This window comes from Micromonospora sp. WMMD730 (assembly GCF_049178955.1).
Classification (GTDB): domain Bacteria; phylum Actinomycetota; class Actinomycetes; order Mycobacteriales; family Micromonosporaceae; genus Micromonospora; species Micromonospora wenchangensis.
The window spans coordinates 5,085,759-5,097,451 of record NZ_JBMHML010000002.1 but is presented as its reverse complement, the minus strand read 5'-3'; the positions used below and the strand labels follow the sequence as shown (position 1 = coordinate 5,097,451).

Genomic DNA, 11,693 nt, shown 5'->3' with positions numbered 1-11,693 from the left:
GGGAGTGGACGACATGACACTGGCACCGACCGCGAAGGGCACCGTCGAGTTCGGTGACCACCGGACCTGGTACCGGGTGACGGGCGAGCTGCACGACGGCAAGCCACCGCTGGTGGTGCTGCACGGCGGGCCCGGCAGCACCCACGACTACCTGCTCAACATGGCCGGGTTGAGCCGGTCCGGCTGGCCGGTGGTGCACTACGACCAGCTCGGCAACGGCGGCTCCACCCACCTGCGGGGCCGGGGCGCCGACTTCTGGACCGTCGAGCTGTTCCTCGCGGAACTCGACAACCTGCTGCGCCGCCTCGGCATCGCCGAGGAGTACGTGCTGTTCGGGCAGTCCTGGGGCGGGGTGCTGGCGGCGGCCCACGCGGCCGACCGGCCGGCCGGGTTGCGTGGCCTGGTGATCGCCAACGCGCCCGCGTCGTACCCGCTGTGGCTGCCGGAGCTGGACGTGCTGCGGGCCGCGCTGCCGCCCGGCGTGGACGCGACGCTGCGCCGGCACGAGGCCGCCGGCACCACCGGCAGCCCGGCGTACACGGCCGCGATGATGGTCTTCTACCAGCGGCACGTGTGTCGGCGTAAGCCGTTGCCGCCGGAGCTGATGGCCACCTTCATGGAGATCAACGGCGACCCGACCGTCTACCACGCGATGAACGGGCCGAGCGAGTTCCACATCACCGGTACGCTGCGCGACTACTCGCTGCTCGACCGGCTGCCGCAGATCGACACGCCGACCCTGGTGATCAGCGGCGAGTACGACGAGGTCACCCCCGCCGCCGTGCGCCCCTTCCACGATCTCGTCCCCGGCGCCCGCTGGGAGATCATCGAGGGGGCCAGCCACCTGCCCCACCTGGAGACCCCGGAGCGGTTCACCGAGCTCCTCACCCAGTTCCTCGACAAGCTCTGAACCCCGACCGTCCGGCCGGCCCGCTCAGGCGGGGCGGGCCGCCGGGGCGGGGTGGCGGGCGTCGTAGGCCGCCCGGTGGGCGTGTACGTCGTCCAGGTGCGTTTCGGCCCACGCCTTGAGGGCACGCATCGTCTCGTGCAGGGAGAAGCCGAGGTCGGTCAGCTCGTAGGTGACCGTGACCGGCACGGTCGCCGTCGCGGTACGGCTGACCAGGCCGTCGCGTTCCAGGGTGCGCAGCGTCTGGGTGAGCATCTTCTGGCTGACCCCGGCGAGCAGGCGGGACAGCTCCGAGTAGCGCATCGGCCGGGGGGTGCCGGCGCAGTCCGCGCCGAACCGGTGCGAGCCGTCGGTGCGCAGCGCGGCCAGCACCAGCGCGACCCACTTGTCGGAGATCCGGGCGAGCAGTTCGCGACTGGGACACTGCGCCACGAACGCGTCGTACGCCACCGCCGCCTCCGCCCGGCGCTCGGCCGCCGTCCTCGTGGTCATCGCCGTTCCTCCCGCAGTCGGTGCGCTACGCACTTCCAGGTGCCTACTTCCCGGCAGAAAGCTACCTCACCGATAGTGGTCGGGTACCACTCTGTCCACCACGAAAGGCCGAGGTAACACACATGCTCACCCGCTCTCTGCCCGGCGGCACCTGGACGCTGGGCGACCTGACCGTCACCCGGTTCGGCTACGGTGCCATGCAACTCGCCGGCCCCGGGGTGATGGGACCGCCCGCCGACCCCGACGCGGCGCTGGCCGTCCTGCGGGAGGTCGTCGCCCTCGGCATCACGCACATCGACACCAGTGACGCCTACGGGCCGCACGTGACCAACCGGCTGATCCGCCAGGCCCTGCACCCGTACCCCGAGGGGCTGCACCTGGTGACCAAGGTCGGTGCGACCCGGGACGCGCAGGGTGGCTGGCCCACCGCGCGGGAGCCGGAACAACTGCGCCGGGCCGTCGAGGAGAACCTGGAGAACCTCGGCGTCGAGGCCCTGGACCTGGTCAACCTCCGGCTCGGTGACGCCACGGGGCCCCGGGCCGGCTCCCTCGCCGAACCGCTCGAGGCGCTCGTCGCACTCCGGCGCAAGGGCCTGATCCGGCACCTCGGGTTGAGCAACGTGACGCCCGAGCAGGTCACCGAGGCACAGTCGATCGCCCCGATCGTGTGCGTGCAGAACCTCTACAACCTGGCGTACCGGCAGGACGACGCGCTGATCGACCGGCTCGCCGGGCAGGGGGTGGCCTACGTGCCGTACTTCCCGCTGGGCGGGTTCAGCCCGTTGCAGTCCGCGGCGCTGTCGGCCGTGGCCGCCCGCCGGGACGCCACGCCGATGGCCGTCGCCCTGGCCTGGCTGCTGCAGCGCTCACCCAACATCCTGCTCATCCCCGGCACCTCGTCGGTGGCGCACCTGCGGGAGAACGTCGCCGGGGCGGGGCTGACGCTCACCGCCGACGACCTCGCCGCGTTGGACGCGATCGGACGCTGAGGGCAGGACCGCGAAAAGTGCCCGTGACCAGATGCGGTCACGGGCACTTTTCGGAACGGGTGCCGCTCACACGGGAGCGGGCACGCCACGCATGTCGGTCAGCACGCTCCACAACGTCTGCGGGGTGGCGAACGTCTCCATCGACATCGCCTCGTCGACGAAGCGCACGTCGTACTCGCTCTCCAGGGTGGCCAGCAGTTCGACCATGGCGAGGGAGTCCAGGCCGGAGTCGCGCAGGCTGGTGCCGGCCAGCAGCGTCTCCTCGGGGTCGAGGAAGGGCAGGTGCTGGCGCAGGATGGCCTCGAACCGTTGATCCCACATGTCCGCGATTCCTTCCGGTGCAGGGTGAGAAGACGCTAACAACGCCCCACGGGGGCTGACGACCCGACAATCTCCCGGCCGCCGGCCCGCCCGGGTAAGGGGTCGTTAGGGGGGTCGATGCGGGTGGGGGCCGGCGGGGCCGCCGATACGCTCCGGCCATGAGTCGAGAGAACTTCGCGCGCACGCACGCCTCCGTGGAGACGCTGCACGAGTTCCTGTTGGCGGGCGCCCGGCTGACGCCCGACAAGCCGGCCGTCATCCAGGCCGTCGGCGGCGAGGTCGGCTCCATCTCGTACCGTCAGCTCGCCCAGCGGGTCGACGGCTACGCCGCCGCCCTCGACGAACTCGGCCTCGACATCGGCGACCGGGTGATCCTGGAGTCGGACACCTCCCCGACCGCCATCGCGGTCTTCCTGGCCTGCTCGTCGCTGGGCCTGACCTTCATCCCGGTCAGCCCGGAGACCCCGGCCCAGCGGCTCGCGCTGATCGCCGAGAGCACCACCGCCGCGCTGCACCTGCAACCCGTCGACGGCCGCCGCGAGGGCGTGCCCGCGCCGCTGGGCACCGCCCGGTTCGGCCCGGACGGCATCCAGGTCGAGCGGGCGCCCGCGCCGCGCACCCGGCACCGCCGGGAACTGGTGCCCACCGACCCGGCCTACATGATCTTCACGTCGGGCACCACCGGACGACCCAAGGGCGTGGTGATGAGCCACCGGGGCGTGCTCGCCTTCTTCCGGGGGATGCTGCGGCACGGCATCGTCTCCGCCGAGGACCGGGTCGCCACCACCTCGCCGTTGCAGTTCGACTTCTCGCTGCTCGACATCGGCCTGGCGCTGGGCAGCGGCGCGGCCGTGGTGCCGGTGCCCCGGTCGCTGCTGCGCTGGCCGCGCCGCTTCGTGCAGTTCCTCGCCGACAGCGGCGCCACCCAGGTCAACGGCGTGCCGTCGATCTGGCGGGGGGTGCTGCGGCACGAGTTCGCCGGGCTGGCCGCGCTCGGTGAGCAGATCCGTGGGGTGCTCTACTCCGGCGAGAACTTCCCCCTGCCCGAGATGCGCGAGCTGCAACGCGCCCTGCCGCACGCCCGGGTGGTCAACTGCTTCGGCAGCAGCGAGTCCATCGCCGCGTCCTTCACCGACGTGCCCAACCCGCTGCCCGACGACGTCGACCGGATCTCCATCGGCCACGCCCACCCGGGCGCGGAGATGCTGCTGATCGACGAGGACGGGCGGCCGGTCGACTCCCCGGGTGTCGTCGGGCAGATCCACCTGCGCAGCGCCGCCCTGTTCCACGGCTACTGGAACGACCCGGAGGCCACCGCCGCCGCGCTGGTTCCCGACCCGCTCAACCCGGCCACCGGGCAGGTCGTCTTCCGCACCGGCGACCTGGCCTACCGGGGCGAGGGTGGGGAGCTGTACTTCACCGGCCGGGCCGACTCCCTGGTCAAGGTGCGCGGCAACCGCGTCGAGCTGGGCGAGGTGGAGCGCCGGGTCCGGGAGTTCCCGGGCATCGCCGGGGCCGCCGCGCTGATGCTGCCCCAGGAGGGCAGGGACCCGGTGCTGGCCGCGTTCGTGGTGCTCGACGAGGGCGTCACCGGCGTCGAGGAGATGGAGCTGGGCGCGTTCTGCCTGGAGGCGCTGCCCGACTACATGGTGCCGCAGCAGGTCCGGGTGATCGACGAGCTGCCGGTCAACGCCAACGGCAAGATCGACAGGCGGGCCCTCGCCGAGCGCGCCGGACAGCCCGCGCAGCGCTGACCCGGCCCCTGACGGCCCCTGGCCGGTCCCTTCAGGAGGGGGACCGGCCAGGGGTTTTTCTCTGCGTCACCGCCAGGACAGCGACATGGCGGCATCCGAGTCCTCGGATGCCGCCATGTCGGCGTAACAGCGTCGATCGTCCGGGTCAGCCCTCGGCGGCCTCGCGGGCCAACCGGGCCCGGTCCACCTTGCGGTTGGAGTTCAACGGGAACTCCGGCACGTGCCGGTACGAGCGCGGCAGCATCCCCTTGGGCAGGATCTGCCGCAACTGCCGGGACAGTTCCGCCGGGGCCGTCGGCGCACCCGTGTAGAAGACCACCAGCTCGGTGCCGCCGGCCCCGGCACGGGCCACGGTCACCGCGTCCTCGATGCCGGGGCAGCCCCGCAGGGCGTGCTCGATCTCGGCCAGCTCCACCCGCCAGCCGTGCACCTGCACCTGCGAGTCGAGCCGGCCCAGGTAGATCAGTTCCTTGTTGTCCAACCGCCGGACCCGGTCCCCGGTGCGGTACCAGCGCCGGCCGTCGCGCAGCAGGAACCGGCCCTCGTCGTCGGCCGGGTCGAGGTAGCCGGGGGTGAGCTGCGGGCCGGTGATGCAGAGTTCCCCCTCCACCTCGCTGGCCGCGCCGTCGGCGTCGAGCAGCACCCCGTCGTGCCCGTCGTGCAGCGTCCCGATCGGAACCAGCCCGTTGACGCACAACCCCGGCGAGGTCTGCGGCGACCAGCGGTGCCCGGTGATGGTCACGGTCAGCTCGGTCGGGCCGTAGATGTTCTCCAACGTCGACCCGGGGGCCGAAGCCTGCCAGTCCACCGCGTCGGCCGCGTGCAGCGCCTCCCCGGCGAAGAAGCTCCACCGCAGCGACGGCATCGCCGCCGCAGCCAACCGGCCGGTCCGCCGGACCAGGGTGATCGCACTCGGGGTGGAGAACCACACGGTCAGACCCCGCTCGGCCACGAACGCCGGCACGTCCCGGTACGCCGCCGGCGGCACCGGGTGCACGCTCGCCCCCGCACCCCAGGCGCAGAACAGGTCGAACATCGCGCAGTCGAAGTTCAGGTCGAACGACTGGGAGAACCGGTCGTCCGGGCCGAAGTCGTACCGGTCGTCCAGGACCGAGAAGTAGTGCCGCAGGTTCCCGTGGGTGATCGGCACCCCCTTGGGCCGCCCCGTCGACCCGGAGGTGAACAGCACGTAGGCCACGTCGTCCGGGCCGGCGGGACGGGGTGCGGCCAGCGGCGTCGCCCCGACCACCGGCAGCCGTGGGCCGGTGCCGCTGCCGCGCGGGTCCACCACCGGCGCGAACACCGGCACCCCGGCGACCGCGTCGCCCATCTCCGCCCGGACCGCCAACCCGGCCTCGTCGAGCAGCAGGGTGGAGACCCCGCACGCGGTGAGCATCCCCGCCGTCCGGGTAGCCGGGAACTCCGGGTGCAGCGGTACGGCGGTCGCGCCGACGTACAGGGTGGCCAGCAGCCCCGCGTACGACTCCAGGGTCTTGCCGGCCAGGATGCCGACCACCCGGGGCGGACCGTCCGGCCCGGCGGCCAGCGCCCCCGCCCAGCGCAGCGCGGTGGCGTGCAGCTCCTCGTAGCTGACCGGCCCGGACGGCAGGTGCAGGGCGGTGGCCCGGGGTGCCGCGGCCAGCCCCTGGAGGAACCGGCCGTGCAGGGCGTAGTCGGTGTGCTGGGTCATCTCGTCCTCCGTGCTCTACCGGCGCTCAGGCGGCCACGGCGCGACGGATCGGCCGCATCGCCCGTCGCGGGTCCACGATGGTGGTCCGGAAGTTGCGGACGGTGGCGCCGACCCGGCCCCACAACCGGTCCGGCCCGCAGACGTGCACCGTCTGCACCCCGGACCGCTGGAACGTGGCGACCACCTCCGGCCAGCGCACCGGGGTGACGATCCCGTCGAGCAGCATCGTCCGGACACCGTCGGCGGTGGTGCGTACCGTGCCGTCCTGGTCGGCGACGACCGGGATCTGCGGGTCGGTGAAGCGCAGCGACCCGAACAGCTCCGCCTCCACCCGGTCGCGCAGCGGCCCGAACGCGGCGGCGTGCAGCGGCGGATCCATCACGTACAGCGGCAGCCCGCCGCCGGCCCGCAGCCGCTGCGCCAACCAGTCGGTGCGCCCCTCGTGCAGGGTCACCATCCAGAAGTCGGTGTCCACGTAGCAGGAGATCTCGTACCACTCGCCGGCCTCGTCCAGCTCGGCCAGGATCTCCCGCAGCCGCTCGGCCGGGGTCCGGACGAACGACATCGTCACCACGCCCCGCTGCTCGGCGGTGAAGTACTCCGTCTCGATCCGGGACAGCCGCGCCGTCATCCGGACCGCCTCGGCGAAGTCCAGCGCACCGCTGAACACGGCGGCGGCCTTGCCACCGAAGCTGGGCCCGGCGATCAGGTCCGGCCGCAGGTCCATGGTCCGTTCCGCCCACCGGGCCAACGCCACGCAGTTGACCAGGAAGGCCACCTGGGCGTACTCGGAATAGTCGCTGTCGCTGTCGCGGTAGCGGGCGAACAGGTCGTAGTCGAGGGCGTCGCTGGCGGTGGCGAGCAGCTCGCGGGCGTCCCGGTCGATGAGCATGAACTTCGCGACGTCGGCGAAGTCGCACGGACCCATCCCGGGAAAGACGATCGCGCTGGTCATCTGGGGCGTCCTTGTCGTCGGGGCAGACCGGCACCGGCGCGGTCGGCGGGGGAGTCGGGGCGGGTCACCGGGGGAGCTTGGCCAGGGCCTGCTCGATGCGGACCAACGCGTCGGCGACGTGCGGCACCGTCAGCGGGTCGGCGGCGGTCTGGGTCTGCCGCTGCTGCTCCGGGGTGTCGCCGTAGAGCATGCTGGTGGCGGCCCGGAACCGCAGCGCCTCCGGCCGGTCGCCGAAGTGGTGGCCGGACAGCACCGCCACGCCCAGCTCCTCCAGCAGGTAGTGCTGCAGGGTGGCGCCGTCGGTGATGCCCTGCTCGGCCAACGGCTCGCGCAGCGGCGCGAAGTCCGGGTAGACGTAGAACGCGCCGGTCGGCGGCCGGCAGGTGGCACCCGCCTCCACCATGATCCGGTGCACCGCGCCGGCCACCGCGCCGTGCAGCGCGGCGTCCTCGGTGAGCCGCTCACGGATCTCCGGCGGCTCGGCGAAGGCGTACCGGGCGACCGACTGCATCGGCCCGGCCAGGGTGGACCAGATCTCGCTGGCCACCGAGGCGACGTCGGCGCGGAGGCGTTCGCCCCACCCGCCGGCCGGGAACCGGGCCGCGCCGATCCGCCAGCCGCCGAGCGCCAGGTTCTTGCTGAGCCCGGTGAGCACCACGGTCCGCCGGGGTGCGACCTCGGCGGGGGAGAGCAGGTCCGTGCCCGGGGTGTGCAGGATGTCCCGGTAGATCTCGTCCGAGACGATCAGCAGGTCCTCCTCCTCGGCGATCGCGCACAGCTCGCGGACCAGGTCGTCCGGGGCGTGCGTGCCGGTCGGGTTGTCCGGCGAGGTGAGCACCAGGATGCGCGGGTCGTGACCGAGCACCCGGGCGGCGCGGACCGTCTCCCGCAGCGCCGCCGGGTCGGGCACCCCGCCGCACGACTCGGGGACCGGCACCCCCAGCGCGGTCCGGCCGGCGAGCCGGGCCTGCGGGGCGTAGGTGACCCAGCTCGGCGCGGCGAGCAGGGTGTCCCCGCCGACGACCAGTTGCAGGGCCATAAGCAGCGGCTTGCTGCCCGGCGCGATGATCACCTGGTCGGCCTCGGTGGGCAGCCGGCGGCGGGAGAAGTACCCGGCCACCGCGTCCAGGGTGGCGGGATCGCCGACCACCGGCCCGTAGGCGTTACGGTCGCCGCCCTCGGTCAGCGCCCGCAGCAGCGGCGGGAACACCGGCAGGCGGGACTCGCCGAAGCCCAGGTGCACGATGGACTCGCCCGCGGCGATGCGCTGCGCGACCAGCTGGTCGAGCGCGAGGTTGGGCGAAATCTTCCGGCCGGCCATCGCCAGCTCCCTTCGGGTCGGTGGGTCGTTCAGGCGGTGACGGCCGCGCCGGGGCGGGCCGCGCTGGGGCTGACCGCGGCGAGGATGTCCGCCGGGGCGCTCGGGTCGATCTCCAGGTCGCTCAGCCAGGCCGCGTCGGGCGACCAGCGGGCCCGGAACGGCCGGCCGACCAGCCGCCGGTCGCGGGCCTGGATCAGCCGGAGCTGGAAGAAGTCGCCGTCCGGGGTCCGCTCGACGCCGTCGACGAGGACCTTGCCGGGGGTGGCCGACATGACCGGTCCGCGCACCGTCCGGGCCAGCCCGGGCAGATCCTGGTACGCGGTACGGAAGATGTCGGCGGCCCGGGTCAGCGGCACCTGGAAGTAGTCCCGGGGACCGGTGTCCCGTTCGACGAACATGTAGTAGGGCACCGCGCCGACGGCCAGCTCCGCCCGCCACATCTCGCTCCAGGCGCGGGCGTCGTCGTTGACGTAGCGGATCAGCGGGGCCTGGCAGTAGACCACCGCCCCGGTCGACCTGATCCGGGCGATGGCCCGGGTGGCGACCTCGGTGGCCAGCTCCCGGGGGTGACTGAAGTGCGCCATCACCGCGACACTGCGCCCCGACGCGACCACCTGCTCGAACAGCCGCAGCAGGTCGTCGGCGTCGCTGTCGGAGACGAACCGGTACGGCCAGTAGGCGACCGCCTTGGTGCCGAACCGGATGGTGCGCACCGTGTCCACCGCCAGCAGCGGCTCCACGTGGCTGCGCAGCCGCTCCGTCGACATGATCATCGGGTCGCCGCCGGTGACCAGCACGTCGGTCACCGCCGGGTGCCGGTGCAGGTAGTTCACCAACTGCTCCGGGCCGGGCGCGGCGAACCGCAGGTCGGCGTCCCCGACGAACTGTGCCCACCGGAAGCAGTAGGTGCAGTACGCGTGGCAGGTCTGCCCCTGCTGCGGGAAGTACAGCACCGTCTCCCGGTACTTGTGCTGCATGCCCGGCAGTTCCTGACCGTCCAGGCTGGGCACGTTGTGCTGCTGCTGCCCGGACGGGTGCGGGTTGAGCCCCGCCCTGATCCGGGCCACCTCCCCGCGCAGCCCCTTACGGTCACCGGCGCGCAGCAGGTCGCCGACGATCCGCTCGTCGTCGGCGGCGAGCATGCCGCGCTGCGGGAACACCAGCCGGAAGATCGGGTCGTCCGGGATGCGGTCCCAGTCGATCAGGTGCGACAGGACGTACTCGTTGACCCGGAAGGGCAGCACCTGGGAAATGGTGCGGATCGCGTGCAGATTGTCGGCCGACAATCCGTACCGGCCGCCCAGCTCTTCGATGTGGTGCGGCCCGAAGGAGTGGAACCGCCCCGGATCGGCGGTCGTGGAAACGAGCAGGGACATCAACCATCCTCCATGGGGGGTTGCGCCCACCGACGTGGCGTGACTCAATCACCGGTGCGCGCCCGCGAGAATCGCTCGACGGTCAACAGCGCGTTGCCTCGCCCACACGCTAGTGGCGGCCCGTCCGCCCGGACCCCTAGCGGAACCCCAGAGCCGCCCCTTAGCGCAGCCGGTAGGGGGAGGCTAGGGGCGTCGCGGGGGTGTAGGTGGATTTCCTTTCCTGATTACGTATCCCTCGCCTGGTCCGGCCGGCGCCCGGCGTGTCGCCCGGATACGCCGTACCGCACCGAGCGGCCGTGCAGACACCGATGCCAGCGCCGGATCACGTGCGCCCGGTGCGACCCGAGGGAGTGCTCCGTGACGATCGATCAGGAGATCCGTAAATATCCGTTCAGCGAGGCGCCCGGGATCGACATCGACCCCGTCTACGGGCTGCTGCGCAGCACCGAGCCGCTGGCCCGGGTGCAACTGCCGTACGGCGAGGTGTCCTGGCTCGCCACCCGGTACGAGGACGTCAAGACCGTGCTGACCGACCCGCGGTTCAGCCGGGCCGCGGCGCAGGGCAAGGACCAGCCCCGCACCCGCGAGGAGATGACCTACGAGGGCATCATCGGCCTCGACCCGCCGGACCACACCCGGCTGCGCAAGCTCGCCGGCAAGGCGCTGACCGCCCGCCGGGTCAACGAGATGCGCGAGGGCGCCCAGCGCATCGCCAACGAGTACGTCGACGAGATGATCGCCAAGGGCTCCCCGGGTGACCTGGTCGAGCTGTTCGCCCTGCCGTACCCGATCACCGTCATCTGCGAGCTGCTCGGGGTGCCGTTCGAGGACCGGGCCCAGTTCCGGATCTGGACCGAGGGGCTGACCAGCACCAGCGAGCAGCTGATGGTCTACGCCGAGCAGCTCTTCGGCTACATGGGCAAGCTGGTCGCCCAGCGCCGCGAGCAGCCCACCGACGACCTGCTCGGCGCGCTGGTCAAGGCCCGCGACGAGGGCGACCGGCTGACCGAGCAGGAACTGCTCTCCATCGCCGGGGTCGGGCTGCTGCTCACCGGCGTCGAGACGGTCTCCACGCACATCCCCAACTTCGTCTACGCGCTGCTCACCCACCCGGAGCTGATGGCGCAGCTGCGCGCCGACCGGAGCCTGGTGCCGGCGGCCGTGGAGGAACTGCTGCGGATGATCCCGCTGAACCCGGCCGCCATGTTCCCCCGGTACGCGGTGGAGGACGTGGAGCTGAGCGGCATCACCGTGCGCGCCGGCGAGCCGGTGCTGGTCTCGCTGCCCGGGGCCAACCGGGACCCGGAGATCTTCGACAACCCGGAGACCTTCGACTTCACCCGCGAGCAGAACCCGCACGTCGCGTTCGGCCACGGCCCGCACCACTGCCTCGGCGCGCAGCTCGCCCGGATGGAGCTGCAGGTGGCCCTGCACACCATCCTGGACCGGTTCCCCGAGCTGAGCCTGGCCGACGGCGACGCGGGCGTGTCGTGGAAGTCCGGCCTGCTGGTCCGGGGCCCGAACAAGCTGCTGGTGGCCTGGTGACCGCTGTGGACACCCGGTGGACGGTCACCGTCGACCGGGACGCCTGCATCGGTACCGGGGTCTGTGCCGGCGCGGCCCCCCGCCAGATCGAGATCCGGGCCGGCAAGGCGTCCGCCCTGGCCCCGGAGACCGCACCCGACGAGGCGGTCATCGACGCCGCCGACATGTGCCCGATGTCCGCGATCACGGTCCGCGACGCCGCCTCCGGCGCGCTGCTCGCGCCCGAGGAGTAACACCGCCCCGACCGGTGAACCCACCGGTCGCCGCGAGGCCGCCGCGACCGGTCCCCCCTACCGGTCGCGGCGGCCTTGCCGTGATCGGGCGCCGAAAGCCGACACACCGA

The 11,693-nt window shown here is 72.6% G+C and carries 11 protein-coding genes; 5 read left to right on the top strand and 6 right to left on the bottom strand.

What is annotated here, in order from left to right:
- Positions 1 to 4: 4 nt before the first annotated feature.
- A complete protein-coding gene (locus tag ACN265_RS21865; protein WP_357933028.1) occupies positions 5 to 910 on the top strand; it encodes a proline iminopeptidase-family hydrolase in 906 nt (301 codons plus the stop codon).
- Positions 911 to 934: 24 nt separating this feature from the next.
- On the opposite strand, the gene ACN265_RS21860 is transcribed toward ACN265_RS21865, so the two are convergent.
- The gene (locus ACN265_RS21860) at positions 935 to 1,399 is read right to left on the bottom strand and encodes a winged helix-turn-helix transcriptional regulator (RefSeq protein ID WP_363658374.1); all 465 of its coding nucleotides are present in this window, start codon (positions 1,397 to 1,399) and stop codon (positions 935 to 937) included.
- Between the two features lie 122 nt (positions 1,400 to 1,521).
- Between ACN265_RS21860 and ACN265_RS21855 the strand changes: the two genes are divergently transcribed.
- Positions 1,522 to 2,388 (top strand): aldo/keto reductase family oxidoreductase, encoded by an 867-nt coding sequence (locus ACN265_RS21855; protein ID WP_421409204.1) that lies wholly within the window; start codon positions 1,522 to 1,524, stop codon positions 2,386 to 2,388.
- 66 nt (positions 2,389 to 2,454) lie between these two features.
- On the opposite strand, the gene ACN265_RS21850 is transcribed toward ACN265_RS21855, so the two are convergent.
- Positions 2,455 to 2,709 (bottom strand): phosphopantetheine-binding protein, encoded by a 255-nt coding sequence (locus ACN265_RS21850; RefSeq protein ID WP_088642125.1) that lies wholly within the window; start codon positions 2,707 to 2,709, stop codon positions 2,455 to 2,457.
- 158 nt (positions 2,710 to 2,867) lie between these two features.
- On the opposite strand from ACN265_RS21850, the gene ACN265_RS21845 reads away from it, so the two are divergent.
- Positions 2,868 to 4,463 (top strand): AMP-binding protein, encoded by a 1,596-nt coding sequence (locus ACN265_RS21845; RefSeq protein ID WP_421409202.1) that lies wholly within the window; start codon positions 2,868 to 2,870, stop codon positions 4,461 to 4,463.
- Positions 4,464 to 4,608: 145 nt separating this feature from the next.
- Here the strand turns inward: ACN265_RS21845 and ACN265_RS21840 are convergent, their stop codons facing one another.
- From ACN265_RS21840 to ACN265_RS21825, 4 genes are all read right to left on the bottom strand, one after another.
- The gene (locus tag ACN265_RS21840; RefSeq protein WP_377686417.1) at positions 4,609 to 6,153 is read right to left on the bottom strand and encodes an AMP-binding protein; all 1,545 of its coding nucleotides are present in this window, start codon (positions 6,151 to 6,153) and stop codon (positions 4,609 to 4,611) included.
- Between the two features lie 25 nt (positions 6,154 to 6,178).
- Entirely contained in the window at positions 6,179 to 7,108 is a 930-nt protein-coding gene (locus ACN265_RS21835; RefSeq protein ID WP_420119218.1) for an ACP S-malonyltransferase, read from the bottom strand.
- Between the two features lie 64 nt (positions 7,109 to 7,172).
- Positions 7,173 to 8,429: a pyridoxal phosphate-dependent aminotransferase gene (locus tag ACN265_RS21830; protein WP_420119219.1), complete on the bottom strand. Its 1,257-nt coding sequence runs from the start codon at positions 8,427 to 8,429 to the stop codon at positions 7,173 to 7,175.
- A gap of 29 nt (positions 8,430 to 8,458) precedes the next feature.
- Positions 8,459 to 9,805, bottom strand: a complete 1,347-nt coding sequence (locus ACN265_RS21825; protein WP_421409200.1) for a KamA family radical SAM protein — start codon at positions 9,803 to 9,805, stop codon at positions 8,459 to 8,461.
- A 357-nt stretch (positions 9,806 to 10,162) separates the two neighbouring features.
- Here ACN265_RS21825 and ACN265_RS21820 point away from each other — a divergent pair, with 357 nt between their 5' ends.
- Both ACN265_RS21820 and ACN265_RS21815 read left to right on the top strand, forming a co-directional pair.
- Complete coding sequence (locus ACN265_RS21820) at positions 10,163 to 11,350, top strand: cytochrome P450 (RefSeq protein ID WP_204928163.1); 1,188 nt, start codon at positions 10,163 to 10,165, stop codon at positions 11,348 to 11,350.
- Complete coding sequence (locus tag ACN265_RS21815; RefSeq protein WP_088642118.1) at positions 11,347 to 11,583, top strand: ferredoxin; 237 nt, start codon at positions 11,347 to 11,349, stop codon at positions 11,581 to 11,583. The genes ACN265_RS21820 and ACN265_RS21815 overlap by 4 nt, the downstream gene beginning before the upstream one ends.
- Positions 11,584 to 11,693 lie beyond the last annotated feature (110 nt).